The sequence below is a fragment of the Desmonostoc vinosum genome, assembly GCF_059505385.1.
The window spans coordinates 20,194-46,137 of sequence record NZ_JCACKM010000049.1; the positions used below are offsets into that span (position 1 = coordinate 20,194).

Sequence of the window (25,944 nt, forward strand, 5' to 3'; positions counted from 1 at the left end):
TGCATAAATATTTTTTTGTTTCGCGCAATCGCATCTACTATTTAGCCTTGCTATAGCAAGTTTATAAATATTCAAAAAATACCTCTGGTACTAATCTTAGTTCTCCAGATTTGAAGCGATCAATCTCTATCCACAGTGCCCTATGTTTATGATTCTCTGATTCCGAAAAAATTAAGCTTTCTAGTTGATAAAACTTTGGTTCAGCAAAATCACATTGATAAAGCTGAATAATTTCATGTCCTTGTCTACCGTTAAAAGTGAACAGGTTCTCTATACAACCTAGATAACGAATATTGATTAATTCTGCTTGAATTTCTTCTTGAAATTCTCTCTCTAAAGCTACGCGGCTGGTTTCGCCAAACTCCACACCACCACCCAAAGCGCGATAAAATACATCTTGCTTGACTGGGTCGTAGCCTTCAGAAACAAATATGCGATCGCCTTTGGCATTAGCTAAACCATTGCGATCGCGAATTAATCCCAAGGCTATCACCCTAATTTCACCCGATTTATTCATTTTTGTAATTAATTATCGTCGTAAATTGAATGTAGGCGACTGTCGCTATCTTCGACGGGCCAATTTTCATTTTCGCCACCAATGTACAATTGTTCAATGGTGACATACTCTTGCGAAAGTTGCGTCAGAGCATTAATTAAAATATCTAAAGCGATCGCATCACTAGTACCCAAATCAAACCAACAACGCGCCCACCCATCCTCATATTCAAACTCACCCATGTTGTGCATCAATGCCAACAAGCTTTTATCATATCCTTGTACATCATAATTCATGTAGCTAATCTCAAATCCTGTCTCCTGTACTTGGATATTTTCTGCATTAAATGCACCCAATTTACCCAAATAAAACCAAGAATTAAAAACCTCTTCTATATACTGCTTTTCACGTTCAGAAGGAATCGTGCTGAACTTCAGCCAAATCCACACATCAAAAGGATTAAACTCACGAAACTGAATGTACATTTTCTTACAATTAAAATTAACTTTGTTTAAATTTTAGGAGAATTGGGAAGAGGACGCGGGGACACAAAGACAATATCTCCCCGATCTTCCTCATCCCTGACTCGCTCATATACAGCACATTTCATCTGAATGAAGTACACAAGGGCGGGCAGGATGCCCACCCCACAAGATTTATCATATTAACCCTGTTTTGTCAGTTTGGGAGAAGCCTATCGCTGAAAGCCTTTTGGAGCTTTAGTTTTAAGCTTTTGGTTATAAATTTTAGTTACTGTTAGAAAATAAAGGCTCAAAGCTAGATTGGATGAAAGTTTCAGAATCTTGCTTTGATTATTACTTTCCGAGAGTGACATAAAAGGGTTAAGATGTGTACTTCATTTACTTGCAAAGTGCTGTAATTGGTTATTCCAATCCTTGCCCTTCTAGGGCGAGGTTGGTGAACTCCTAAGATCAGCTAATCGATTCACAGCACTGCTGCGTTCGCCTTGAATTTGTTTTACCAGATGACTTGGTAGTTGGGATTTTTTAGTTAATGCTTTGTCAAAATTTGCGATCGCTTCTTGAATTAGTTGTTGATCGTTTTGTTTTCTCCCTTGCTCTTTAAGGATTTGAGCTTTGAGATAATAAATTTCTGGATTATCGACTGTGGTTTTTATAGCACGGTTGGCGTACTCTAGTGCCTGCGAATATTTTTTTAAATCGCGGTAGGCAAGAGCAATACCCCGATCTACAAGATATTGAGGAGCAGCATTTCTTTCTAATCGCTCAATTGCTTGATCTGGACTAGCAAAAGGCAAATTAACCGCCAACATCAAATCCATATAACCTTTGAGTAAATTCAGTTCTGGATCGTTGGCGGAAATTGCTTCCGCTTTATCTAAATGTTCATAAACTTGCCGTAGCTTACTTAGAGCTTTCGGCGCTCCGTTGACTGTACCTTCACGGGTGAGGATGACCGCTCCCTCTAAAAAATGGCCAACAGCTGTGTATAAATGACCACGCAATGGATCGCTAGAAATCAGGTTTTTTCCAGTTTCTAAAGTTTTTTGACTGTAGGTATTTAATGCAGACCAATCTTTATTGCTATATGCTAAAGATGCTTTGATGGCATGAGCTAAAGGTTCATTTGGTTCGTCAGATAGTGCTTTTTGCAGGTAACTTTCTGCTGCTGGATAGTTACCCATCTCAAAAATGGCTTTAAAAGCAGCTTCTGTTTGATCGCCTATTTTGTGAGGTTCACTAGTACGAAAAGGATCTCCAGCAACGGAGGGATATACGCACAGATTGAGAGCGATCGCAACTCCCAAAGCTACCTTCGCCAAACTAGTAAGTTTGGTAGACAATATTAATGGAGGAGGGAAAAATCGTTGAATCATGGACACCCTCAGAATTATTGCGGTTGAAATCGTCGTAACTTCAAAGCTAATACATTTATGTATAGGGTTCTTCCCCCTGCTCCCTGCCCCCACTCACTGAGCGTACCCTTTGGGAAGCTAGCTACGCGTAGCGTCTTTGACAAGAGAAGTCGAAGTGCTGCCCCTTTACCTGTTTGTGACTTCAGTAGTTTTTCTTGGTTCCCAGGCTTGTTGTAGCCATTGTTCAACAAGAAGTCTGCCACAATGGAGAAAAGTCTGATTTGGCAAGCAGGAAAATATTGTTAACTGCTAAATTTAAGGTTCTAACCCAGATAATACGCTCTAAATCTTGCGGAACATTCCAGTTGCCCCCAGTGTAGTTAATCAGTAATTCGCTGACTTTTTGGTAATCTTAACAAATGCTCTATCTCAGAAATTTAATTTATCATCCTACAGCTTGCCCAACAGCGATTCTCAAATCCCTCAACTTAGAATTAGCACCTCAACAGCTAGGTCTAATTATTGGCCCAAGTGGTTCTGGCAAAAGTACCTTACTAGAAATTTTGTCTGGACTAGCTGAACCCACTTCCGGTTCAGTCTGCTGGCGAGAACAAGAACTGATTGCCGAACAGTTACAACAACTGGCCGGGTTAGTATTTCAGTTTCCAGAGCGGCATTTTTGTGGAAGCACTATTTTAGAAGAATTGCGTTTAGGGCATCCTGAATTAGGCTCAGAAAGAGTCAAGCAGGCACTAACAGAAGTAGGATTAGAGCATTTATCCACATTTGCAGCACCTTATGCTTTAAGTGGTGGTCAACAGCGACGTTTGGCATTGGCAGTGCAATTAATTCGCCAGCCCAATTTATTATTGTTGGATGAACCCACAGCCGGGTTAGATTGGTCAATGCGTCGGCAGTTGGTAACTTTATTAGCAAAACTAAAACAAGATTGGACACTGTTAGTGGTAACACACGATGCTGGAGATTTGTTAGCGATCGCAGATCGTTGTTGGACTCTCAATCACGGTGAACTAGAATCAGTTGACCCAGAGACTTTAGGTGGCAAAGTCAAAGAAACTCAACCTGTGGTGTAATTCGTAATTCGTAATTTGTAATTCGTAATTCGTAATTCATATACCCAGTAATTAAAAATTCTTGAGTGTTGACTTTTTACTCTTGACAAATGACTAATGACAAACTTCACTTAGTGCCTGAGATGAGCGAGATATGGCAGCAGACTCTTAATTGGCAACCCACTGCTCAACAACAGGTGCAATTTCAGCAGCTTTATGAATTAATCTTAGAAGGCAATCGTCAACTAAATTTAACTCGGATCACCGATCCCCAAGAATTTTGGGAAAAACATCTCTGGGACTCTCTACGAGGAATTGCGCCCCTTTTATCATCCCCCTCATCCACTTACCCCCCGGTTGGCGAGCGGAGTCGAACCACATCCCCCTCTCTCATCGACATTGGCACAGGTGCAGGTTTTCCAGGTATTCCAACGGCAATTGCTTTACCTCATTGGACAGTTAGTTTGCTGGATTCTACTCGGAAAAAAATGACTTTTCTCGAAAAAATGTTATCTGCTCTTGCTCTTACCAATACCAAAACTCTCACTGGTAGAGTTGAAGAAATCGGTCAACAAAACCAGCATCGACAAAACTATGATGTTGCTTTAGTTCGTGCTGTTGCCACAGCCTCTGTGTGTGCAGAATATACTTTACCACTGCTCAAGCCCAATGGGTTAGCCATCATCTACCGTGGTAATTGGACAGAGGAAGAAACAACAACTTTGCAAAATGCTGTTAAACAGTTAGGTGGTGTGATTGAAGCGATCGCACAATTTACCACTCCTGTAAGTACAAGTATCCGTCACTATCTTTACTTGCGTAAAGTCGCAACCACACCAGTTAAATTTCCACGTGCTACTGGTGTACCTGTGCAAAAGCCGTTGTCTTGAGAATGGGGAATGGGGAATGGGGAATGGGGAATGGGGACTGGGGACTGAATTATCTTTCTCCCTCATCTCCCCTACTCCCCACTCCCTATTTCAATTAACAAAACTTAACAAAACTTAACTCAAGGTTGTTGGCGTATCCTTTGCCAGACTGTAAAGGCTAACAAGATAATAATGCTACTGGCAGTAGTAAGTATTACTGCCAAGCTCATGCCTTGTATTCTCATGGCTAGTAAGTTGCAAATCAAGGTGATTGACCACAAGGTGAATGCAGCATGACGCTGGGAAAATCCCCAAGCTAGTAGGCGGTGGTGCAGATGGTCTTTTCCAGGAGTGCTAAGAGGGTTATTGCCTGCTAAGAGTCGCCTGACAAACACTTGAGTAGTGTCTAATACTGGCAGTAGCAAAAATAAAACAGTGGGTACGAGGGCATAGACTGTGTTTTGTTGTAGCCTGCCTAAAATACTAGTTGCTGCTAATACATAACCAAAAAAGTAAGCTCCAGCATCACCCATGATAATGCGCGAAGGGTGGAAGTTGTGACGCAAAAAGCCCAGTGCTGCCCCTCCCAAGGCTGCTAAAACCAAGGTGGCGGCGGCACGATTATCAAATTGAGCTGAAACCCCTAACAAACTCATGGCGGTAATAAAGCTGATCCCTCCCGCCAAACCATCCATACCGTCCATCAAGTTGATGGCGTTGGTAATTCCTACCACCCACAGTACAGTCAGCGACATTGACAGTAATGAGTCGATGGGAGTACCAAAAGCGACTTTGATGCTAATACCATTGGCAACCAGCAACAGAGCTGTGATAATTTGTGCCCACAAGCGAACCGAAGGAGGTAAACCGAACTGGTCATCGATAAAGCCGACAAGCACTAAGATGGAACCCCCCAACAAAATAGTCAGCACTTGAGCTAACACGTTTTGGAGTTCAATGGGTCTCAAGAGGCTAGCCAAAACTAGTGCGGCAATTACTCCCGCGTAGATAGCCAGCCCTCCTGCATTGGGTAAAGGTTCTCGGTTAAGTCGCCGGGCGTTAGGTTGGTCAGCCCAACCTACACGCAAAGCAAATTTCCGTACCGTCGGAATCAACCGCCACGTCACAAGCCAAGCCAAAATAAACGTAAATACCACTGCTAACCAGCCGGTGCCGCTAGGTTGAGCAATACCAAGAGATTTAAGGGAGTCTAGATTCATCTCCCAATACAACCATTACTGCCAGTATTTAACATGAGCATCAACTGTATAATAATCAATTTTTTTATTTCTATTTGTAACCTGAATGGTTTAAGAAATTAGCACTCATAGGTCAAGAGTGCTAAATTGTCTAATGGAAGCGCTAGAGAAATAAAACATGGCGAAGATTATTGCATTTGACGAGGAATCGCGGCGGGCACTAGAGAGGGGTGTTAACGCCCTTGCTGATGCCGTAAAAATCACCCTGGGGCCCAGAGGTCGTAACGTTCTTTTAGAAAAAAAATTTGGCGCACCTCAAATTGTCAACGATGGTATCACTGTTGCCAAAGAAATTGAATTAGAAGATCCTCTCGAAAATACAGGTGCGAGACTCATCCAGGAAGTAGCATCAAAAACCAAAGATGTGGCTGGAGATGGAACTACCACTGCCACTGTTTTAGCACAAGCACTAATTCGGGAAGGTTTAAAGAACGTTGCCGCTGGTAGCAACCCAGTTAGCTTGAAGCGCGGGATCGATAAAACTATTGAGGCGCTGGTAAAAGAAATTGCTAAGGTGGCTAAGCCAGTTGAAGGAAGTGCGATCGCCCAGGTTGCTACTGTCTCAGCTGGTAACGATGAAGAAGTCGGCAGTATGCTAGCCGAAGCGATGGAGAAAGTTACCAAAGACGGCGTCATTACCGTTGAAGAATCCAAATCCTTGACAACGGAGTTGGAAGTCGTTGAAGGGATGCAAATCGATAGGGGCTATATTTCCCCCTACTTCATCACCAACAACGAACGGCAGACGGTGGAATTTGAAAACGCCCGCATCCTGATTACTGACAAAAAAATCAGCAGCATCCAGGATTTGGTGCCAGTGTTGGAAAAAGTTGCCCGTTTAGGTCAACCTTTGCTGATTATTGCCGAAGATGTCGAAGGAGACGCTTTAGCAACTTTGGTAGTCAACAAAGCGCGTGGTGTGCTAACGGTAGCGGCAATCAAAGCACCGGGATTTGGCGATCGCCGTAAAGCTTTGTTACAAGATATTGCCATTCTTACCGATGGTCAAATGATTTCTGAAGAAATCGGCTTAAGCCTAGACACTGCTTCGCTAGAAGCTTTGGGAACTGCTCGCAAAATCACCATTGACAAAGAAAACACCACGATTGTTGCTGGCACTGATGTCAAACCAGAAGTGCAAAAGCGGATTGCTCAAATTCGTAAACAGTTAGAAGAAACCGACTCTGATTACGACAAAGAAAAACTCCAAGAACGCATTGCTAAGCTGGCTGGCGGCGTGGCAGTGATTAAAGTGGGTGCAGCGACAGAAACCGAACTCAAAGACCGGAAACTGCGAATTGAAGACGCACTCAACGCTACTAAAGCGGCTGTTGAGGAAGGTATTGTTCCTGGCGGTGGCACAACCCTAATCCACCTAGCTAAAAATGCTGAGGCGATCGCCAACAGCCTCGAAGCTGAAGAAAGGACTGGGGCTGAGATTGTGGCACGAGCGCTAGAAGCTCCTCTGCGTCAAATAGCAGACAACGCCGGTGCTGAAGGTTCTGTGATCGTCGTCAAAGTTCGAGAAACCGACTTCAATATTGGCTACAACGCCGCTACTGGGGAATTTGAAGACTTGATTATTGCTGGCATTATCGACCCTGCTAAAGTTGTCCGTTCAGCTTTGCAAAACGCAGGCTCAATCGCTGGCATGGTTTTAACCACCGAAGCCTTGGTTGTAGAAAAACCTGAGAAAAAACCCGCAGGTGGTGCCCCTGACATGGGCGGCATGGGCGGCATGGGCGGCATGGGTGGCATGGGCGGCATGGGCATGATGTAATCCCTACTTCCCATACATAGAACCTCTGTAAGCAGTTTGCCTTATCCAGGCAAACTGTTTTTTTATATCTGAGCTGATTTAAAGAAGATGTAGTGTTAAGCTAATGTGCGTCAAAAACTAGGGGTATAGGAGGTTGTTTGAAAAGTCTAAATTAATACTAACCCCGGCGATTAGAAATCGAGACTATACAGACAAAACCCACCTCCGTGGGTTTCAAGAACTCGATTTTCCGTGTTTTCCAAAGGAGGTGGACTTCGCTTGTGTAGTAGCGAATTATATTCGCCCAAAACTGAGTAATGGTGCTTTGATTAATAGCATCAAAAATTGTGAGTTGCGATGGAACTAACCATTGACTCATGAATATTATTTTCTCGATAAAAATTTATGATTAGAAAACTCCGCCGTCTTCCTGAAGTAGTATCTAGATTTTATACAAAGGAATTTTATCACCAACCTGGAACTCTGCCGGGAACTCTCATAGTTGACGCGGACGCGCCACCACCAATCATTTTCTTGATTGATTACAACCAAACTAATGTTGTTCGCAAACAAATAGCAACTCCAGAAGAGTGTGTTAATTATTTGGATACTGAATCTGTTTCTTGGGTAGACGTACAAGGTTTAGGTAGTCAGGATATATTACAGCGATTGGGTCAAGTTTTTGAGTTACATCCTCTGGTTTTAGAAGATGTAGTTAATGTACCAGAGCGTCCCAAAATAGAGGATTATGAAGACCAATTACTCATAATTGCCCATATGGTAGTACCAAAAGAAAGAATATGTGGTTTTTATAGTGAGCAGGTGAGTTTAATATTAGCGAAACATTATTTGCTCACAGTGCAGGAAGAACCTGAGCATGATTGCTTTGAGGGGGTGCGGGTGCGGATTGAAAGAAATAAAGGTATCATTCGCAAACAAGGAACTGATTATTTAGCTTATGCTTTGTTAGATGCAATCATTGATGGCTTTTTCCCTGTTTTAGAAATGTACGGAGAGCGAATTGAAGAGTTAGAAGAAGAAGTGATAGTCAAACCTACCCCGCAAACACTACAAAAAATTTATCGAATTAGGCGAGAATTACTACAATTACGTCGTGCTGTTTGGCCACAACGCGATGCTATTAATGCCTTAATTCGAGATGGTAGTGAACTGATTAGTGAGGAAGTGCGAATCTATTTAAGAGATTGTTATGACCACACAGTACAAGTAATGGACATGGTAGAAACTTACCGAGAACTGGCATCTGGGTTAATGGATGTGTATTTGTCAGCAGTCAGTAACAGAATGAATGAAATCATGAAGGTGCTAACAGTGATTTCGTCCGTTTTTATTCCTCTAACTTTTGTGGTTGGTGTATATGGAATGAATTTTAATACTGAAAAATCACCATATAATATGCCGGAATTAAATTGGTATTGGGGCTACCCGATTTGCTTAGCAGCGATGGCTGCGATCGCCTTGGGATTACTATTCTTTTTTTGGCGGCGGGGCTGGCTAGCCAATTCTTCTAATAATTAAGCATGATTGAAGATATAAAACTGAGAATGAGGAGTGAATATTTCTAAATATGAGAGCTAGTGGTGATCAGAATTTAGTGGTTTTAACGATTTATATTATTGGTGTCTCTTACGCCTTCAATCGGATGGTTGAATCTATAGACGACCAAATCAAGTTTGAGTTTAAAAAGGCAGTCGTTGAGGAACAATTAAATCAACAAAATCTGCAAGATAAAATTGGCATTTCCTTTAAACTCAAACCTTCATATTCATACGATGATCTCAAAGATTTGGCGTTGAGTGTTGAAAATAAATCCGATAATATAGCCATATACGTTGACTGGGATAATAGCTCATTGGTAGTTGAACACAGCAAGCAATCACGCCGAGTAATTCGCAAATCACCAGACTTAACTCGTGATTTGGCTGTTCCCCAAAGTCCTAGTCTCATTGCTCCTAAAAAAACGCTTACAGAAACAGTAACAGCAGAAGATGTTTTCGAGCGCGATAAAGAAAGTGGCACTTATTCAGCGAAAAAACCCTTGGTGAATATTACCGGGTTAAAATCTGGCGGCCCTCCTCAAAAGAAGTTATACGGGGACTTTATCAACAGAAGAAAGGAGTTAGAATTTTCGCTACAACTGGTATTAAGGATATCGGAAGTGCGTATAGGTTTAGCTCCAGGTACGGATTTTCCCCCCATATGCATTATCAATTGTCCTTTCACAGTTAGAAAACTCCCCTGGACATACGCCCTACCTTGGAACAAAAAGAAATAATCTCTACCAGTCGCACTACATGAACATCATCCAAGATTACACTGGATCTAGAGAGTAGGCGCAGGTGGTTGCAGATCAGTCGTAGTGGCTGGTTTGAGGAAAGTCCGGACTCCCGAAAGACCAGACTTGCTGGATAACGTCCAGTGCGAGCGATCGCGAGGATAGTGCCACAGAAAGATACCGCCGGGAATAGGGATTAGGGACTAGGGACTAGGGACTGGGAAAGAATTTTCCCAATCCCCAGTACCCAATCCCCAGTACCCAATCCCCGGTAAGGGTGCAAAGGTGCGGTAAGAGCGCACCAGCAGTATCGAGAGGTGCTGGCTCGGTAAACCCCGGTTGGGAGCAAGGCCAGAGGGACTATGGTTGGTCTTTTACCAGTTCCGCTCACAAAGAGCCGCTAGAGGCGTTTGGTAACAAGCGTCCCAGATAGATAACCGCCCTCTTCTAGTGACGTTAAAATTAACGTTGCTACGCAAGAGAACAGAACCCGGCTTATGTCCTACTCTCTATTTAATAACGAGGTATGAAGGCTTACAACTTTCTACCTCATTATTTTTTGTATGGATTTTATACGATATATTTCTGTTCCAACTGTTAGCTATCTAGTTGGTCAAGCTTGTCTAGTCCATCCTGAATACATTGCCTGACAAATTCAGGATAATTGTCTATTGCCTTTAGTTTATCCATCATTGACTGAGGAAGTCTGACAGTTAGCTTTGCTGTTAGTGGTTCCGGTCTATTAGTGGTTAACTTGTATGGTTCTAAGCTTTCTGGGTTGCCCTTGGGGTTAGGAGACATTATTGCAAAATGCAAATATAGATTGAAACCTAAGACGACATAGGTATAAATAGTATTTTATGGGTAGCTGTTCACCGTGGAAAGTTTCGGCTACCCATATCCAACTTGATGAAGGACAACTATATGTTTACACGTTCTGAACTCGAAATCAAAACAGTAATCGAGTTACGCGACTTATGCCGTCGATACGGCATCCGTCCTACAGGGAACCCAGGTTACAAAGTTAGTTATATCACTTCTCTAATGGCGTTCCCTGTTTTAGCGATTCAGCAAATAGAAGAGGGTAAAGGATTGAAATCACCTACATTCCCTACTATTCAGGTCATCGCTTCAGCGATTGATGAGATGGGTTCTCTCACTGATGAACAAGCAGCACTCGTAAGGATAACCCTTGAAGGCAGGAGAATGAATTATCCTGATAGGTACGAGCAAGAGAGATTGTTGAACTTGCACGCAGCTAAGATGAAGCTTGAACAAGTGGTGAGCTTGCTAGAAATGTAAAGCTCACCTTAATTTTCTGCTAACTCCCTTCGTTCACTTGAAGGGAGTTTTTTGATGTCTGTTTAGCGATCGCCAAGCTCTAATATACTCTTGAAAACATGAGGAGGAAAATCAAAAATAACTTATGGGGAAAACTAGAACAGTTATCACCAGAACGCTGAAAAGAGATTGAAGAAGAATCCAACTACCTGATTGCTGAGGAAATGACGCGACAGCAACTGAGGCTAGCACTTAAACTAACTCAACTTTTTTGTGTGAAAACAAAAAATTATTATGTGTAACTTCAGAAACAAAAGTTAACTGTTTTTGTACACAATTTTTACGGAAATAGTGTTTTAAGTGCGTATCCCTTGTAAATTAAGGATATTGAGCGCTAATTTATTTTTGCTATTAGTTATTTATTAATGACTAATGACAAATGACAAATGATTAAATAACTAATGTCTCTTGCTTATCCCCGTCGTCAGCGACAACTTGAAAGTTTAGTACAAAAATTAGGTCTGCTACCAGATGTACCGATAAAATGGCAACTACTGGACTTAGCGCTGACTCATCCCACTGTCTCGGAGTCGGCAAATTATGAGCAGTTGGAGTTTGTTGGTGATGCAGTGGTGCGGTTAGTAGCGGCTATTGTGTTGTGGGAAAATTATCCCGATTGTCCAGTGGGGGATTTTGCAGCGATTCGTTCGGTGTTGGTAAGCGATCGCATTCTCGCTCAACTGGCCAGAGAATATGGTTTAGAGTTATATTTGCTAGTCGCTGGCAGTGCTACCGCCGATAAAGTCGGTCAAGAGTCACGGTTAGCAGATGCTTTTGAGGCAGTTTTGGGGGCGCTTTACTTAAGTACTCAAAATCTGGAATTGATTCGCCCTTGGCTAGACCCACACTTTCAGCAACTAGCGGCAGAAATTCGCCTCGATCCAGCTAGACTTAACTATAAAGCAGCTCTACAAGAATGGACTCAGGCACAATTTAAGGTTTTACCAGAGTATCGGGTTGTGGAAGTTGGTCAACCTCACCGCGCTCAAGAGCGTTTTGTGGCTGAGGTGTGGCTGCACAACAAAAAGCTTGGTCAAGGCAAGGGACGCTCAATTAAAGCTGCTGAACAAGCAGCTGCTAAAGTAGCTTTTTTAGCAATTAATAATCCGGAATAACTCTGTTAAAAGGGAACAGGGAACGGGGAACAGGTACTTGGGTAAAGATGACGCTTGTACCCTGCGGGAAGCTTCTACAATCGCTGCAAAAGAAGCAACGCAGTGTCTCATATTAGCTGGCGGTGAAACCAAGCGGTTAGTTGAACACATTCGGCTACATGTGAGTGAGGCTTGAATGTCCTTGTTTCAATTCCACATTATTAAGCATGGGAACATAGCAGCCTCAATCTTCCGCTGCCTTCTGGATTATCGCTCATGTTAGGCTAGTATCGATCTCCCGAATGAATATACTTGAGTTTCATGACCGTTGCTCAGTCAGCACAACCCTCCAGCAGCGATATTATGGTGACATTGAAGCGGCTCCTTGCTCTTTTAGAAGAGGATGAGACGGATGAGTACGGGATTTTACAACCGAGCCAATACGCCTTTAAATTGGCGATACGATTGATCATAGATGCCTATGAAGCAATGGGCGATCGCTTTCCCTTGGCATCGACTTCGACGGATGAGCAAGGTAGTATTCGACTAACATGGAGCAAACCGTTACCTGAACGTGAAGTCCGGTTGGTTTGCCCAGCGACAGCCGAACAACAAGCCTATCTGTACCATGAATTGGGAGATAATTACGCCATCGAACGGGATGTGACAGCATCCATCTTGGTGCAGTGGTTGGAGTGGCTGAATTAAGCATGAGTCAGTTTGAGCCATTGCCTTTTGATGCAGTTGTTTATCGAGCGCTGCTGCGTAAACAGTGGATTGATGAGAACACTAATTGTGTGAAGGCAGATGCTTATTTCCTACGGGCTAGTGAACCTGGGCTTTCGGTAAATCTGGCAAGTATGTGTTCTCTAGAACAGTGTGCTGGGTTGTTTCGCAAGTGTTATGGAGTTGCCAGTCTTGAGGTTGGGCGTATTCGGGAAATTGGTTTGGATGTGGAGCAGGATTCGGTGAACCATGCCAATATTGTTGGTTTACCCTATAGGGAAGATAACCTAGCCCTTGCGGAACGCTTGGCGGGTTTGTTGGCGAAGCGTTCGCACATTGTATGGCAACCAGGGTGAAAAGTAAGCAATAGAGCCAGCTGGGAATAAAGAAAGCTTAGGAGCTACAGTACTTTTAAAGCGTGATATCAGACCGCGTTTTTCGCTGTTTCTCGTGCTACGTCAGAGCGAAAAAATAAATAATCGTGCTAGTGACCCATATTCAGGGCTAATTCTTCCTCTGTTCCCTGTTCCCTGTTCCATTTTTGAATCTTGACGATTGACGATTTACCGCTGACTATTGACTATTAATTTATTAATTATGGTCTAATGATTAACATTGCGGTCATCGGTGTTGGGCGTTGGGGAGTGCATTTATTAAGGAATTTTTTAGCACATCCCCAAGTAGTTGTGGTTGCTGTAGTAGACCCTAATCCAGAGAGATTACTAGCGGTAAAACAGCAATTTAACTTAGATAATAATGTATTATTAACCACTAAATGGTTAGATATCAAGCAAATTTCCGAGTTAACAGCGGTAGCGATCGCTACTCCTGCTGTTACCCACTATGCTTTAATTAAAGATGCTCTCCAGCAGGGGTACCATGTTTTGGCAGAAAAACCCTTGACTCTCGACCCCAAGGAATGTTGGGAACTTTGCCAACTGGCACAGCAACGGCGTTTGATACTGATGGTTGATCACACCTACTTATTTCACCCAGCAGTTGAGCGTGGGAAAGCTGTAGTTGAGGCGGGTAAATTGGGTGATTTACGCTATGGCTATGCCACCCGCACCCATTTAGGCCCTGTCCGGCAAGATGTTGATGCACTTTGGGATTTAGCTATTCACGATATTGCGATTTTTAATACTTGGCTGGGTCAGCTACCTGTGAAAGTGCAAGCAACGGGTAAGGTATGGTTACAGGAAGGAGTTGAAGAAGACGCACAGAAGAAAAGACGCGGGAACACAGAGAGTAATTTCCCCGCGTCCCCGTGTCCCCGCGTCTCCGTGTCCTCATCTCCCAAGGGACTAGCTGATTTGGTATGGGTGACACTTACTTACCCAGATGGTTTTCAAGCGTTTATTCACTTATGCTGGTTGAATCCTGATAAACAGCGGCGGTTGGGGGTTGTGGGTAGCCTTGGTAGTTTGATTTTTGATGAAATGTCAGCTTCATCACCTCTAACACTAGTTAATGGGGAGTTTGAACGGCAGGGAAATCAATTTATGCCGATAAATCAAAGCCAAGCCGTGTTAGATTTGGAGGCAGGCGAACCATTAAAGCGAGTTTGCGATCGCTTTGTAGCTTCCGTCCTCAACAATACTCCTCCAGAAATTTCATCCGGCTGGGTAGGCACGCAGTTAGTAGAAATTTTGGCTGCTTTAACAGCATCTCTTGAACAGGGTGGTGAACCAATTTTTATTAGCAATCCTTAGATGCTAATAGGGAACAGAAGATTTTCTGTTCCCTGTTCCCTATAAAAAACTACCATCCCCAAGTTCCAGCACCACCTTTGAACGGCCCAACAATATCACTGGTAATCCAACCACCGTAAAAATTACCTGGTTGTGGTTGTACTTTTTCACCGTCTACATAGCATTCATCCATTAAATGAGCATAAAATGCTACGTGGTCTTTGATAGATGCAAAGACTGGTGTAGGATTTGGGTACAACCAGCAAGCGTTTTGGACTTCTCGGTCAGCAACACGAATTGTATAATATTTTGCCCCACCTTTCCATTCACAAAAGCTCGATTGGGGTGTTAGTAGCAGATATTCCATTTTGATATCCGCAGGAGGGATGTAATAAGAGGGTGGGTGACTGGTTTCTAACACACGCTTGGCGCTGTGAGTATCTACAATTGTTACCCCATTAAAGATGATTTGAATGTGTTTGCTTGTGTCCTCCAAACGTGGGGGACGGGGGTAATCCCAAACTGATTCTTGTCCAGGAGCGGGTTCGATGCGTTGGGGTCTTACCATTTAATTTTTTGGATCTTTATATTTTATTCTTAATTTGATTTTAATAGTCGTTGAGCTTGTTGCATAAATATTTTTTATTCACGCAGAGACGCAGCGAAAAGTTCTGTTCGCGTAGCGTCTCCGTCAGGAGAAGGAGGGTTTCCTCCGTAGGAAACTTTTCAAGACAGAGGCGCGGAGAGTAAGAAGAGATTTACCGCTTGACCAAAGCAGAAAAAGATGCAAGCACCTATTATTTTCAATATAGCCTCTCGTGTGAAAAATCACCCAATGAGTGTATGAAAATATCTCTTTCCCTACTCCCCACTCCCTACTTGACTAACGCACTTGTTTTAAGCTTTCGACTTGGTTGGTGAATAATTCGGTAAATAAGCTCATGACTGTCCGTTCTTCGCGCACTTTAATGTTAGCGCTGATGGACATCCCTGATTGTAAGGTGACGTTTTTACCTTTGATTTCTAGATATTGTCTATCTAAACGAATCTTGGCTGGGAATCGGTAGTATTGGTTGTTTTGATCAGGTGGTAATGCGTCTGAACCGATGCCGATTACTTCTCCTTTAATATCGCCAAATTCGCTAAAAGGAAAAGAGTCGATTCTCACATCGACTTTCATCCCTTTCCGCACAAAACCTATATCTTTGTTGGTGATGAAAACTTCTGCTATGTATTTATCTTCTGGTACTATTTCCAATAGTTTTGTAGTGGTATTTGCCACAAAACCAACGTTTTTAGCTTGCATATTAAAAATTGAACCAGCAACAGGAGCGCGTAGTTCTTGATATTTAACGTTTAACTGCGTTTGAGATATTTTGCTGTTGACATCTGCTAAACGCTGCTCGTTGTCTAATACAACTTTCATAAATTGAGTATCAATTTCGGCAATGCGTTTTTTGTTATCAGCTATCTTATCCAAGACATTTTTATCGGTGATAGCTAAAGTATTGTTAAATTCTTGTTTTCCTCTCTCAATATCAAAACCGAGGCGTTTTTGTTCTTCAACTAATTGAGCTACTTCTGCTGCCAAGTTTTGTACTTCTTGTTGCTGATTAAGGTACTGAAGCTGGGAAATACCACCTTCTTCGGCTAAGATTTTGAGCTTGCCTAAAATTTGCTGCTGGATGGCTAAACTAGATTTGGTATCGTTGAGTTTGACTTGCGTTTGTGTCAGCTGCTTTTTGATTTTTTCTACTTCAAATCTTGCTGCGGCTGAGCGGGAAGCTAATTCTTCTCTAGCAGCTCTTAGAAGTTGTTGTTCATCGATTCCCATCCCTGTACTTGGATCGGAATTTCTAAGTTGAGTCCGCAATAATTCGTTTTCTCCAACTAATGCTGCTCGACTTTTGAGGAGAAAAGCTGCTTCTTGGGGTAACTTACTCTGCAAAAATTCTAACTCAGAGGCTGTAGCAGTACTTGCTCCCATCAATTGACGATAAATCTTGTTTTCTGCGTTTAATGCGGTGCGAATCTTATTTAAAGAATTTAATTCAGCAACGGTGGCGATGGAATCAAAAGTTAGTAATAAATCTCCTGGCTTGACTTGTTGCCCATCTTTAACATAGAGTTCTTTCACAACTCCGCTGACAGGTGCTTGTACTTCTTTGACTGTTCCTTCAGGTTTTAATTGGCCCATTGCTGGGATTACTTGCTCGATTTTGGCAAAACAAGCCCAAGCAATTCCAAAACAGGCTAATCCCATTAAAGTCACCAAAATTGTGCGTGACCAAATTGGTGATTGACGCAGAATTACTGATTGTTCAAAGTCATACTCATGGGAGTTAATTGCAGACTGTTTGGTAATTTTTCCTTGAGCTACAGCTGTTTGTGAATCTCGTTTTGCTCCGTTGCCGTTTTGATGTTTGCCGTTACGATGATTGTCTTTGATGTGATTGCCATTAAGTTGAGTCATAGTGATTTGGGGTTTGAGGTTGTGGATTTTATATCAATTCGTAATTCTTTTAACGAATTTGTATGAGACTGAGACTGCATGATTATTAATTGCGTTATTTGTCAATGGTCAATAGTTTTAAACAAATGACCAATGACAAATGACTAAATTATAAATTCACCTCTTGCTGCTGATACAGGTAATAATAATGACCTTTAGCAGTCATCAATTCTTGATGGCTTCCTTGCTCTATAACCCTGCCACTATCCATCACGACAATGACATCTGCATTACTGACGGTATTTAAACGATGGGTGATGAAAAATACTGTATCACCTTGGAATGCTTTAGCTAAGTTAAGACAGACTTGTCGCTCTGTGGGATAGTCTAAGGCGCTGGTTGCTTCGTCTAATACTAATAGTTTTGGTCGTTGTAGGACAGAACGAGCGATCGCAATTCTTTGTCTTTGTCCACCGGAAAGTCCAGCACCTCTCTCGCCCACACGAGTATTATACCCGTTGGGTAAGTTCATAATAAATTCGTGGGCACAGGCGACTTTCGCGGCTTCGATAATTTCTTCGGTTGTGACATCAGGATTTGTCAGAGCAATGTTTTCCTGAACTGTACCGTCGAATAACAAGGTTTCTTGGGGAACTACACCAACTTGTCTGCGTAGGGAATAAAGCTCTACTTTGGAGATGTCGTAACCATCAATTAAAATTCTGCCAGACTCTGTTTCGTAAAGTCTCAGCAGCAATTTCATCATGGTACTTTTACCAGATCCACTTTGTCCGACGATGCCGACAAATTTTCCTGGTTCAAAAGCGAGATTGACGTTGGAAAGTTGTAGGGGGCCACTATTGGCAAATCGGAAGGAAACGTTTTCATATTTTACCGCTCCCTTAATAACCGGTAAGGGAATGTTATCACGGTCTGTTTCGGCTTCTTGGGGTGTATCGACAATGTCGCTTAACCGCTCTAGAGACAAGGCTGTTTCTTGGAAGTTCTGCCAGATTTGAGTCAAGCGTAAGATTGGACTAGTTACGTAACCCGATATAATCCGAAAGGCGATTAATTCCCCCAAGGTTAATTGATTTTGCAGGACTAAATAAGCTCCTGCCCACAAAACGAGTAAGCTGCTGAGTTTGTTGAGAAAGTTGCTGGTAGAATTGGCGAGGGTGGAAGTGACAACGGTTTTAAAACCTGCAGCGACAAACCGACCATAACGCTCTTGCCAGGAAAAACGCGATCGCAATTCGATGTTTTGCGCTTTGACTGTTTGAATTCCCGACATCACTTCAACTAAATAAGATTGAGTTTCGGAGTTACGTTCGGCTTTGGCGCGTAATTGTCTGCTCACGGTGGGAGCGGCAATTAAGGTAATAATCACGAATACGGGAATCGTGCATAAACCTACTAATGTGAGTTGCCAACTATAAATCAGCATCACCACGATATAAACTACCGAAAATACTGCATCTAACACTACTGTTAATGCTGTACCTGTGAGAAATTGGCGGATGTTTTCTAATTCGTTAACTCTGGTTGCTAGTTCACCCACAGGTCGGCGTTCAAAGTAGCGCAGTGGTAGCCTGAGTAAGTGGTCAATAATTTGTGACCCCAAACTCATATCGATGCGGTTGGTTGTATCGACAAATAAGTAGGTGCGTAATGTAGTCAATACTGCTTCAAATAGCCCCACAACTAATAGTAAAACTCCCAAAATATGCAGAGTGCTGATGCTATTTTGAGCAATTACTTTGTCGATAATTAACTGCACAACTAGCGGATTGGCTAATGCCGCTAACTGGACGAAAAATGAAGCGATAAATACCTCTATGAGTACGCGACGGTAACGCGACAAATAGGGTAAAAACCACCGCAAGCTGAAGCGTTCTTGAGGTGTTTCTTTGGTGGTGGTAAGCAGTAATACTCGAAATTGTGGTGGTAAGTTAGCTTCGTCAATCTCCAATTGCTTCATCAATTGGGAGGGTTTGCAGCGCACAATCCCGTGGGATGGTACACCCACTACGGCATGATTCGCGTCTATCTCATATAAAACCGCAAAGCTATCAGCATAGCGAATCAGTGCTGGTGTTGTGAGGCGCGTCAAGGAAGCGACGGGTAAATCTATCAGATGTGATTTGAGTCCGATTAACTCTGATAGGTAAGCACAAAGTTGAAACGAGAGATGACCCTGACGTTTGATTTGCTCGTTGAGAATGCGACGCACCACCTCTCGACGAAAGGGGATTTCCAGCTGCTTCGTGACCATTTGAAAACAGGCGAAGGTGGTATTTAATTCTCCCTTGCCACGAAAGAATGGGTATTTTTTGTGTTTTCGCCTGCCTTTGGCTGAGGTATCAGCCTGTGGTATTTCTTCGTCTGGTGCGTAGGGAATATCTAGCTCATCTGTCAGTTGTGGTTGGCTGTCGTTAACTTCCAACTCTACTTGATGAGCATCTAGCAATAATAAATCAGAGGCACACACACCAATCAAACGTGCGGGATTTTTGCCAATCACCTTGATGCCGTCTTCGATATCGTTCGGACTGATGCGGGAACCAGGAGATAAATTTGTGACTGTACCGCCACCACTCACAAACCAGATGTTTTCTCTATCCAATTGATGCAGTGGTGTTTTTCCTGGGGAAAGGTAATGTATTTCGGCCCCTGTTAAAGCTTTTTCTGCTAGTTCTTTGATGTTGATCGTGGCGTTTGCTTGCTGTTCCCATTGTTTACTGAGAACATCGAAAACTTCGATTAAGTAACTATGGTTTTGGCGAACATTCGCCAAAGCTGGGTATGTGGCAAGAAAGCTAAAGTATTCTGTGGCACTTAAGGTTAAACATACGACTTCAGTAGAAGCAATCGCCGTTTCGCAAGCAACATCACGCAACAAACTAATTTCCCCAATAGTTTCTCCTGGTTGCAGCAGTTTCAGGGTAATTGGCATTTGTGTCTGGGGATCATATCCCAACAGACGCACTTGTCCCTCATAAATAATTGTTAATTGTTCGGGGAGCGTTTCTTTGCCAATGATTTTTTGACCAATGCGATAACGCCAAGCTTTGAGTTGCTGTGATAAATTGGCGATCGCTTCATCTGGTAACTGGTCAAACCCCTCTAGGGTGGTGAGAAATTCAAAGAAGGTGTTTTTAGTGTAAGTCATGTCAGAGGTGCTTTGCGCGGTACTGGTTACTAAGTATTGGGAATTGAATACTGAAAATTTTGCTGTACTAAAAGTTTTGTAGTATTTTATTGTGCGTGCATACGTAATTTCCGTAGGGATGCTTGCTCTAATTCCCAGAAATAACCGAAACTAGGGGTAGTGGTTTGTTGCGATACATCTTTCAATTGCAGACCTGCATTGATCAGTACTTGTGATCAGGGTTGCCACCGTGATGAATTGTTTTAAAAAAGATAGGTTAGTCTAGTTGTGCCCAGGTTATTACCTGGTTAATATTACATATTTTTATACAAATTGATTATTTGTGTACAGTATTGCATTTTTCCTCAATCTTCATTAAAGACGATAAATTAAAGTTAAGCTTGTTAAAGCTAACATCAATCCCAGTTAAAGTTTGGTTGTTTAGTTAGAAAATATCATACTTTGTACCGAGATGCATATTTATCAAACTAATGTAACAAAAATAACCTTATTTTAAGAATTGTTGTTCACAGATATTTAAGCATTATCTCTAGGAGAAAAAAGTCAGCTTTTCTTTGAAAAATACTGCTCATGCTTGCAAATCAACGAATAAACTTGACTTTTTTGCTCAGCTATTAAACGGTGAGTAATTAGTGAGAAAAGCATTTATGACACCGTTAAAAAAACAACTACTAAATTTACTTAAGTAAATTAATGATCGCCCTCAGTAGATTTACTAGTATTCATATATTGTAATAATAGTCCTTGCCTTGGTAGCGGATCATTTAAAATACTTCTTGGCAAAGAAAGTAGACAAAATTTTTTGGTGTTTCCGGTTTACTAAATTCTCGAAAATCAATTTTCAAACATTCAAAAAAAGAGTTTTTTGCATAGGTGGTTTACTGCATGAAACGAACCTGGAAGTCTCTGTTATTAGCCTGTAACTGGATACTACTGTCAGCAGGGACATCAATTTTAATTATTCTGACGCAACCGATAGCACCCTTGCCGGCACAAGAATCTCCTGCGTCTACCACTGTTGAAACGACTGAAGCGACTAAAATTCAAAAGTTACGGGATGCACTGCAACATTCGTCAACCCCAGCACCAGAGGGTGCAGTAACTGAACCGAAACAACCTATTTCTGAAGAACTCACGCCTGAGCAAAAATTTATCGCCGCAGACAAGCTTTATCTGGCGGGAAAAATTCCAGAAGCAGAAAAACTATACCGTGAGGTCAAAGAACCCTTTGCCAAAACAACTATATCTTTTGAACGCAAACCAGCAATAGTTGACCCTGCACAACTATCTCCAGCAGGTAAAGTTTACTGGCGAGAATCAGAGGCCGGAATCGCCAAGAAGTTACAAACCAGAACTTTAGTACCACTGCAACTATTAGTAGAACAGTATCCCGAATTTATTCCTGGTCATATTCGATACGCAGAAGTACTGAAACAATACGATCGCCTCAAAGCAGCGTTAGATATACTAGAACGGGCATCTTCACTTTATCCCAACCAACCAGATTTAATTAAAGCTAGAGTTACAGCCCTAGCTAATGCCAAAAAATGGATGGAAGCATCTTTAGCAGCGCGTCAATATGCTATTCTCAACCCTCAAGACCCGCAAGCAGGGGAGTTTACAAAATTAGCCGAGGAAAATCTCAAAAAATACAAGGCTCATATTCAAGGAGAAGTTAGAGGTAATGCCCTCGCTAACATTATCACGGGTGCATTAGGTTACGCCGTCACCGGTAGTTTACTTGGCCCTTTTTCAGCTCTTGACTCCACCATCGTATTACTACAAGGTGAAGAAGCTATCGGTGAGTCGGTGGCCAAGCAAGCAAAAAAACAATTGGACTTAGTTAAAGATGAGGATGTTTTAGGATACGTCAACGAAATTGGGCAAAAACTAGCGAAGGTAGGAGGACGCGAGGAATTTAAATATGAATTTTTTGTGATTCCCGAAGCAGACCTTAACGCTTTTGCCCTACCAGGTGGCAAAATCTTTATTAATGCAGGTGCGATCGCTAAAAGTAAATCAGAAGCAGAATTAGCCGGATTAATTGGGCATGAATTATCCCACGTAGTTTTATCTCACGGCTTTCAACTAGTCACCCAAGGCAACCTCATCTCTAACGTTACTCAATATCTTCCCTTGGGCGGCACTGTCGGGCAACTTTTTGCACTCAGTTACAGCCGCGACATGGAACGTCAAGCAGACACTCTCGGCACGCGTTTGATTGTGGCCACTGGCTATGCCGCTGATGGTTTGCGGAACTTGATGGTCACACTAGAAAAACAACAAAAAAACGCTCCTCCCAGTTGGTTATCTTCTCACCCTGGCGGTAATGAGCGAGTTAACGATTTAGAAAATTTAATCTCTCGTAGTGGCTATAACCGCTACGCTTACGAAGGAGTTGGGCGACATACAGAAATTAAAGCCAAGGTGGAACAGCTACTAAAAGAGAAAAAAGAACAAGCACAAAAAAAGCGACGTTCTAGATGAATCAAAAGATAAAATTATTCGTCACTGAAGTTATCAACAGTTAAAGGGAACAGTGATTGTGTATGGTGCTTGCTCAAATCCTTACCAAGACTTACACCTGTAAGTGGGGAACTCAAACCCACTGTTTTTCTAAGGTAGAAAAGAATAGGAAAATTTGAAATAATCACAACTTTTCTTCCCTGTTCCCTACCCGGAAGGGATTTGTTGATAACTGATAACTGTTGTAAACTTCCCTTGGAGAATTTTCTATGTCGTCACAACTGCTGAAGTTAATTTCTTTGAGCAGTCTTGCTTTATCTATTTTTATCGGTAATTCCGCCGCATTTGCTCAAATTGACTCTGGTAATGATGGCGTTGTTGTACCAACAGTACCATCGGATGGATCAACATCAACAGACAGACCAATACCAACAGATTCATCAAGTATCCCTAGTTCTTCAAGAGGCGTTGATAGAATAGCTCGATTTGGCTGCCAATATTACAATGGTCAGTATACAGTCATGTATCAACCCCAAAGTCAACCAGGTCAATTCTTTCCTTGGGCAGCACCAGCAACTTTGGGTGGTGGTTGGAATTCTCAACTCCGCTGTCAAACCATTGCCAACCGCTTAGAATCTTATCGCCAAGATGGCTTGCTTGAGTTGCAAACAGGTTATGAAAATAGACAAAATACTGTTTGCGTCACCACCGAGGCTGATGCCAGTTGTCGAATTGTACTAACAGTACCTCCCAATAGAGACCCTTACACTGTACGCAATAGCGTTTTCCAAAACTTAACGGCTGCTGACAACGGCCAACAAACCACAGCCGTTAACACTTATCGCAACGGCAGAGGTGATGTAGATGAATTGTACAATTTAGGGAGTACACTTTTGGGCAGTGGTAATAATCGGGTTTCGACATCTAGACGTGGGATTAATTTAAAGCCTTTCCTAGACCCTAAAGATGGCGGTACTGCTATAAACTTGCGAAATGGAGTCGCAATTCGTCGTCAATCTCAGCCTGGAACATCAAATCGTCAAGCCCCAGTTCGTCTCAATCCTGGGAATTTTCGCTAACTTAATTGGCAATGTTTTCTCAAAAGCAGGCGAAATGCCTGCTTTTTGTTTGCAAAATAAGTGAAAGGGAACAGGGAAACTAAGCCGCAAGAGTGATAAGTTAATCTGCCTTTAACTTGCATAATCCTTTGCCTCAGAAAGACGCGGAGAGAAGTTGCGTGCGGGGGTTCCCCCCGTTGAGCAAACTTCGGAGGACGCGCTTAAGGGGAGACGCGGGGATGCAATTTGAATGATTATTAGCTTATCAAGTTCGGATAATCACTAGACCTCTTGTAAAAGTCCTTCTTTGCGTTCTCTTCTCTGCGCCTCTGTCTTGAAAAGTTTCCTACGGAGGGAAACCCTCCTTCTCCTGACGGAGACGCTACGCGAACAGAACTTTTCGCTGCGCCTCTGCGTGTTAGCGTTCGCGAAGCGTCTCGTAGAGAAGCGGGGCGTAGCCCAACAAAAAAATATTAATGAACATGATATCATGGGGTCTCCCCAAAAATTTGTATGAGTTTTATATGAGTATTTATATGAGGTTTTGAAGATTAATCAAGACACAATTTCAATTAATATTTTATAAAATCACGTCAAAAATAATGTTGCCTATAAAAATAGTTTTTTATCAATATTTTTTGCTTATTATTTTATTTATAATCTTTCTTTTCTATTATTTTTAATAATTAAAAATCATTTTTTTGAAATCAGGATAATATTAAAAAATAGCAGTAATGAATTTTAACTATTAGTAATAAATAGTGAAACTAAATCGCCATACCAGTTACTAAAACTGCGGGAAAGTTCGCAACGTACTGGCTTAAATGAAGACAGCATTTCTCAAAAAACAAGCTACGTATTTCGCACATAAGAGGCTTTATTAATATCTCTAAAATTCTAATTTTAGAAAATACTAGGAGGCTTAAGCAGTGACAATTAACAATATTAATTTAAACGAAGAGGCGATCGCACGTAAGGTTGAGCAATTATTGATTGAATATAATGCTAAAATATATAACTATTTAAATATAGTAATTACTGGAAAACCTTTTAGTGGTAAAAGCTCTTTTTTAAATGCTTTGTTTGATTATCCTAAAAAAGAACCAAAGTTTAAAATTGGCACAGGTTATGGGATTAAACAAGATGTATACTTTCAAAGAATTGGAGAGCATATTCAAGTTTGGGATACTCCAATACTCCAAAATTTAGATGTACCCAACTTTATCAAAGCCCAAGAAAATTTTCAAAAAAGTATAGATATCGGGATTATAGTTGTTCAAGGATACCCTGATCAACAACAGATAGAAAACTATAATTTGTTGAAAAAAAGAGCAGAGCATATTTTTATTATTTTAAATAAAATCGATCAATATTCAAAAGTAAATTTACAAGTAATTAAACATCAGTGGAGAGAGGCTTTAAATCTCAAAGTTTATATGTCTATTCATGAGGTTTGCTGCCTGGGATATGATCCTCAAAATAAATTATTAGATCCGATTACAGGAGAAAAAAAAGAAATTATAGTTGATGAGTATGGTATCCCTCAAACTCTCAAGGGAATTACAGAGGTAAAAAATCAAATTTTTGAAGCTTGTTTTAAGGTAGGGAAAGTAGCTTTTTTGGCCAGAGAACTTAAGCAAAAACAACCTCATGCTATGGGGATAATTGCTGCTGCGTGTGTAACATCAGTAGGTTCTATTTTTTTACCTGGTAGTATTGCGATTATCGGTGCTAGTCAAGTTAGTGCTATTTCTTCCTTGGGATATCTTTACAGAGGTGAGTTTCCTTGCAAGAAAGAAATTACCCAAGCTATGAATACTTTTAGTACTACAAGTTCGTCATCGATAGGGGCAATAGCTTACGGAATTTTTGTATCTTTTCTACCTCCTACAGGTGTTTTCGACATTGCAGGGATAATTATAGTAGTTTCTTACATGGCTACGACACTTTTAATTATTGATTATTTCTTGAGCAAAGGTTTAAAAGTTGATAGTAGTCTGAAATTGACTCAAGAATTTAATCGCATCAATAGAAGATTGAATATTTCAATAGCAAATGCAGAGATTCGAGAAATATCTCAGATGAACTTTTGGATTGAACTTCTGTCACAGATTACTATCAATCTTGGTTGTAATTTTTGAAGGAAATGGGGAGTGGAGAATTGTCATTTGTCATTCGTCATGACGCGACGCTCGTACCTCGCTACCGCTACGCTCTAAGCGTAGCTATGCCGCAGGCTTTACGTCATTTGTTATTGATTATTCTCCGCGTCCCCGCGTCCCCCCCTCCCCGCGTCCCCCTCATCAGATTCCTCGCCCCGTGGAAACCTCTTCCTTCAGGTATGGGGGTAAGGGG

At 41.8% G+C, this 25,944-nt stretch carries 23 protein-coding genes and 1 other RNA gene; 15 read left to right on the plus strand and 9 right to left on the minus strand.

What is annotated here, in order from left to right; genetic code table 11:
* Window positions 1-61: 61 nt before the first annotated feature.
* The 3 genes from AC5JMF_RS08665 to AC5JMF_RS08675 all read right to left on the minus strand — a co-directional run bounded on the left by AC5JMF_RS08665 (window position 62) and on the right by AC5JMF_RS08675 (window position 2,354).
* A complete protein-coding gene (locus tag AC5JMF_RS08665; protein WP_495795297.1) occupies window positions 62-517 on the minus strand; it encodes an NUDIX hydrolase in 456 nt (151 codons plus the stop codon).
* Between the two features lie 8 nt (window positions 518-525).
* Window positions 526-981 (minus strand): DUF3531 family protein, encoded by a 456-nt coding sequence (locus AC5JMF_RS08670; protein ID WP_495795298.1) that lies wholly within the window; start codon window positions 979-981, stop codon window positions 526-528.
* 419 nt (window positions 982-1,400) lie between these two features.
* Window positions 1,401-2,354, minus strand: a complete 954-nt coding sequence (locus AC5JMF_RS08675; protein WP_495795299.1) for a Sll0314/Alr1548 family TPR repeat-containing protein — start codon at window positions 2,352-2,354, stop codon at window positions 1,401-1,403.
* A 398-nt stretch (window positions 2,355-2,752) separates the two neighbouring features.
* Between AC5JMF_RS08675 and AC5JMF_RS08680 the strand changes: the two genes are divergently transcribed.
* Both AC5JMF_RS08680 and rsmG read left to right on the plus strand, forming a co-directional pair.
* On the plus strand, window positions 2,753-3,427 hold the full coding sequence (locus AC5JMF_RS08680) for an ABC transporter ATP-binding protein (RefSeq protein ID WP_495795300.1): 675 nt from the start codon (window positions 2,753-2,755) through the stop codon (window positions 3,425-3,427).
* Between the two features lie 89 nt (window positions 3,428-3,516).
* Window positions 3,517-4,296, plus strand: a complete 780-nt coding sequence (rsmG, locus tag AC5JMF_RS08685; protein ID WP_495795301.1) for a 16S rRNA (guanine(527)-N(7))-methyltransferase RsmG — start codon at window positions 3,517-3,519, stop codon at window positions 4,294-4,296.
* Between the two features lie 119 nt (window positions 4,297-4,415).
* On the opposite strand, the gene AC5JMF_RS08690 is transcribed toward rsmG, so the two are convergent.
* Window positions 4,416-5,495: an MraY family glycosyltransferase gene (locus AC5JMF_RS08690; RefSeq protein ID WP_495795302.1), complete on the minus strand. Its 1,080-nt coding sequence runs from the start codon at window positions 5,493-5,495 to the stop codon at window positions 4,416-4,418.
* Between the two features lie 157 nt (window positions 5,496-5,652).
* On the opposite strand from AC5JMF_RS08690, the gene groL reads away from it, so the two are divergent.
* Complete coding sequence (groL, locus tag AC5JMF_RS08695) at window positions 5,653-7,314, plus strand: chaperonin GroEL (protein WP_495795303.1); 1,662 nt, start codon at window positions 5,653-5,655, stop codon at window positions 7,312-7,314.
* A 157-nt stretch (window positions 7,315-7,471) separates the two neighbouring features.
* Here groL and AC5JMF_RS08700 read toward each other — a convergent pair whose 3' ends face one another.
* On the minus strand, window positions 7,472-7,672 hold the full coding sequence (locus AC5JMF_RS08700; RefSeq protein WP_495795304.1) for a hypothetical protein: 201 nt from the start codon (window positions 7,670-7,672) through the stop codon (window positions 7,472-7,474).
* A 26-nt stretch (window positions 7,673-7,698) separates the two neighbouring features.
* Here AC5JMF_RS08700 and corA point away from each other — a divergent pair, with 26 nt between their 5' ends.
* The 3 genes from corA (at window position 7,699) to rnpB (ending at window position 10,102) form a co-directional block, all read left to right on the plus strand.
* Window positions 7,699-8,832: a magnesium/cobalt transporter CorA gene (gene corA / locus AC5JMF_RS08705; protein WP_495795305.1), complete on the plus strand. Its 1,134-nt coding sequence runs from the start codon at window positions 7,699-7,701 to the stop codon at window positions 8,830-8,832.
* Between the two features lie 49 nt (window positions 8,833-8,881).
* Window positions 8,882-9,589 carry a hypothetical protein gene (locus tag AC5JMF_RS08710; protein ID WP_495795306.1) on the plus strand — a complete coding sequence of 236 codons (708 nt, stop codon included), beginning with the start codon at window positions 8,882-8,884 and terminating at the stop codon, window positions 9,587-9,589.
* A gap of 51 nt (window positions 9,590-9,640) precedes the next feature.
* Window positions 9,641-10,102, plus strand: an RNA gene (gene rnpB, locus AC5JMF_RS08715) — RNase P RNA component class A.
* 84 nt (window positions 10,103-10,186) lie between these two features.
* Here the strand turns inward: rnpB and AC5JMF_RS08720 are convergent.
* Window positions 10,187-10,390, minus strand: a complete 204-nt coding sequence (locus tag AC5JMF_RS08720) for a hypothetical protein (protein ID WP_495795307.1) — start codon at window positions 10,388-10,390, stop codon at window positions 10,187-10,189.
* A gap of 123 nt (window positions 10,391-10,513) precedes the next feature.
* Here AC5JMF_RS08720 and AC5JMF_RS08725 point away from each other — a divergent pair, with 123 nt between their 5' ends.
* From AC5JMF_RS08725 to AC5JMF_RS08750, 6 genes are all read left to right on the plus strand, one after another.
* On the plus strand, window positions 10,514-10,891 hold the full coding sequence (locus tag AC5JMF_RS08725; RefSeq protein WP_495795308.1) for a hypothetical protein: 378 nt from the start codon (window positions 10,514-10,516) through the stop codon (window positions 10,889-10,891).
* Window positions 10,892-11,331: 440 nt separating this feature from the next.
* A complete protein-coding gene (rnc, locus tag AC5JMF_RS08730) occupies window positions 11,332-12,045 on the plus strand; it encodes a ribonuclease III (protein WP_495795309.1) in 714 nt (237 codons plus the stop codon).
* Window positions 12,046-12,082: 37 nt separating this feature from the next.
* Window positions 12,083-12,220 carry a hypothetical protein gene (locus tag AC5JMF_RS08735; RefSeq protein ID WP_495795310.1) on the plus strand — a complete coding sequence of 46 codons (138 nt, stop codon included), beginning with the start codon at window positions 12,083-12,085 and terminating at the stop codon, window positions 12,218-12,220.
* Between the two features lie 125 nt (window positions 12,221-12,345).
* Window positions 12,346-12,732 (plus strand): hypothetical protein, encoded by a 387-nt coding sequence (locus tag AC5JMF_RS08740; protein ID WP_495795311.1) that lies wholly within the window; start codon window positions 12,346-12,348, stop codon window positions 12,730-12,732.
* Window positions 12,720-13,106, plus strand: a complete 387-nt coding sequence (locus tag AC5JMF_RS08745; RefSeq protein ID WP_495795312.1) for a hypothetical protein — start codon at window positions 12,720-12,722, stop codon at window positions 13,104-13,106. The genes AC5JMF_RS08740 and AC5JMF_RS08745 overlap by 13 nt, the downstream gene beginning before the upstream one ends.
* Window positions 13,107-13,355: 249 nt before the next feature.
* Window positions 13,356-14,462: a Gfo/Idh/MocA family protein gene (locus tag AC5JMF_RS08750; RefSeq protein WP_495795313.1), complete on the plus strand. Its 1,107-nt coding sequence runs from the start codon at window positions 13,356-13,358 to the stop codon at window positions 14,460-14,462.
* Between the two features lie 49 nt (window positions 14,463-14,511).
* Here the strand turns inward: AC5JMF_RS08750 and AC5JMF_RS08755 are convergent, their stop codons facing one another.
* The 3 genes from AC5JMF_RS08755 to AC5JMF_RS08765 all read right to left on the minus strand — a co-directional run bounded on the left by AC5JMF_RS08755 (window position 14,512) and on the right by AC5JMF_RS08765 (window position 20,065).
* Window positions 14,512-15,009 (minus strand): DUF427 domain-containing protein, encoded by a 498-nt coding sequence (locus AC5JMF_RS08755; protein WP_495795314.1) that lies wholly within the window; start codon window positions 15,007-15,009, stop codon window positions 14,512-14,514.
* A gap of 315 nt (window positions 15,010-15,324) precedes the next feature.
* The gene (locus AC5JMF_RS08760; protein ID WP_495795315.1) at window positions 15,325-16,914 is read right to left on the minus strand and encodes a beta-barrel domain-containing protein; all 1,590 of its coding nucleotides are present in this window, start codon (window positions 16,912-16,914) and stop codon (window positions 15,325-15,327) included.
* Window positions 16,915-17,062: 148 nt separating this feature from the next.
* The gene (locus tag AC5JMF_RS08765; RefSeq protein WP_495795316.1) at window positions 17,063-20,065 is read right to left on the minus strand and encodes a peptidase domain-containing ABC transporter; all 3,003 of its coding nucleotides are present in this window, start codon (window positions 20,063-20,065) and stop codon (window positions 17,063-17,065) included.
* Between the two features lie 885 nt (window positions 20,066-20,950).
* On the opposite strand from AC5JMF_RS08765, the gene AC5JMF_RS08770 reads away from it, so the two are divergent.
* The 3 genes from AC5JMF_RS08770 (at window position 20,951) to AC5JMF_RS08780 (ending at window position 25,730) form a co-directional block, all read left to right on the plus strand.
* Window positions 20,951-22,552, plus strand: coding sequence for a M48 family metalloprotease (locus tag AC5JMF_RS08770; protein WP_495795317.1), 1,602 nt, complete (start codon window positions 20,951-20,953; stop codon window positions 22,550-22,552).
* A gap of 248 nt (window positions 22,553-22,800) precedes the next feature.
* Complete coding sequence (locus AC5JMF_RS08775; protein WP_495795318.1) at window positions 22,801-23,610, plus strand: COP23 domain-containing protein; 810 nt, start codon at window positions 22,801-22,803, stop codon at window positions 23,608-23,610.
* A 908-nt stretch (window positions 23,611-24,518) separates the two neighbouring features.
* Window positions 24,519-25,730 (plus strand): GTPase domain-containing protein, encoded by a 1,212-nt coding sequence (locus AC5JMF_RS08780; RefSeq protein ID WP_495795319.1) that lies wholly within the window; start codon window positions 24,519-24,521, stop codon window positions 25,728-25,730.
* The last annotated feature ends 214 nt before the right edge of the window (window positions 25,731-25,944 follow it).

What these genes read in the sequence shown, in the direction of transcription:
- AC5JMF_RS08665 (WP_495795297.1), bottom strand. Translation starts at nt 517, where the DNA reads ATGAATAAATCGGGTGAAATTAGGGTGATAGCCTTGGGATTAATTCGC.
- AC5JMF_RS08670 (WP_495795298.1), bottom strand. Translation starts at nt 981, where the DNA reads ATGTACATTCAGTTTCGTGAGTTTAATCCTTTTGATGTGTGGATTTGG.
- AC5JMF_RS08675 (WP_495795299.1), bottom strand. Translation starts at nt 2,354, where the DNA reads ATGATTCAACGATTTTTCCCTCCTCCATTAATATTGTCTACCAAACTT.
- AC5JMF_RS08680 (WP_495795300.1), top strand. Translation starts at nt 2,753, where the DNA reads ATGCTCTATCTCAGAAATTTAATTTATCATCCTACAGCTTGCCCAACA.
- rsmG (WP_495795301.1), top strand. Translation starts at nt 3,517, where the DNA reads ATGACTAATGACAAACTTCACTTAGTGCCTGAGATGAGCGAGATATGG.
- AC5JMF_RS08690 (WP_495795302.1), bottom strand. Translation starts at nt 5,495, where the DNA reads ATGAATCTAGACTCCCTTAAATCTCTTGGTATTGCTCAACCTAGCGGC.
- groL (WP_495795303.1), top strand. Translation starts at nt 5,653, where the DNA reads ATGGCGAAGATTATTGCATTTGACGAGGAATCGCGGCGGGCACTAGAG.
- AC5JMF_RS08700 (WP_495795304.1), bottom strand. Translation starts at nt 7,672, where the DNA reads ATGAGTCAATGGTTAGTTCCATCGCAACTCACAATTTTTGATGCTATT.
- corA (WP_495795305.1), top strand. Translation starts at nt 7,699, where the DNA reads ATGATTAGAAAACTCCGCCGTCTTCCTGAAGTAGTATCTAGATTTTAT.
- AC5JMF_RS08710 (WP_495795306.1), top strand. Translation starts at nt 8,882, where the DNA reads ATGAGAGCTAGTGGTGATCAGAATTTAGTGGTTTTAACGATTTATATT.
- AC5JMF_RS08720 (WP_495795307.1), bottom strand. Translation starts at nt 10,390, where the DNA reads ATGTCTCCTAACCCCAAGGGCAACCCAGAAAGCTTAGAACCATACAAG.
- AC5JMF_RS08725 (WP_495795308.1), top strand. Translation starts at nt 10,514, where the DNA reads ATGTTTACACGTTCTGAACTCGAAATCAAAACAGTAATCGAGTTACGC.
- rnc (WP_495795309.1), top strand. Translation starts at nt 11,332, where the DNA reads ATGTCTCTTGCTTATCCCCGTCGTCAGCGACAACTTGAAAGTTTAGTA.
- AC5JMF_RS08740 (WP_495795311.1), top strand. Translation starts at nt 12,346, where the DNA reads ATGACCGTTGCTCAGTCAGCACAACCCTCCAGCAGCGATATTATGGTG.
- AC5JMF_RS08750 (WP_495795313.1), top strand. Translation starts at nt 13,356, where the DNA reads ATGATTAACATTGCGGTCATCGGTGTTGGGCGTTGGGGAGTGCATTTA.
- AC5JMF_RS08755 (WP_495795314.1), bottom strand. Translation starts at nt 15,009, where the DNA reads ATGGTAAGACCCCAACGCATCGAACCCGCTCCTGGACAAGAATCAGTT.
- AC5JMF_RS08760 (WP_495795315.1), bottom strand. Translation starts at nt 16,914, where the DNA reads ATGACTCAACTTAATGGCAATCACATCAAAGACAATCATCGTAACGGC.
- AC5JMF_RS08765 (WP_495795316.1), bottom strand. Translation starts at nt 20,065, where the DNA reads ATGACTTACACTAAAAACACCTTCTTTGAATTTCTCACCACCCTAGAG.
- AC5JMF_RS08770 (WP_495795317.1), top strand. Translation starts at nt 20,951, where the DNA reads ATGAAACGAACCTGGAAGTCTCTGTTATTAGCCTGTAACTGGATACTA.
- AC5JMF_RS08775 (WP_495795318.1), top strand. Translation starts at nt 22,801, where the DNA reads ATGTCGTCACAACTGCTGAAGTTAATTTCTTTGAGCAGTCTTGCTTTA.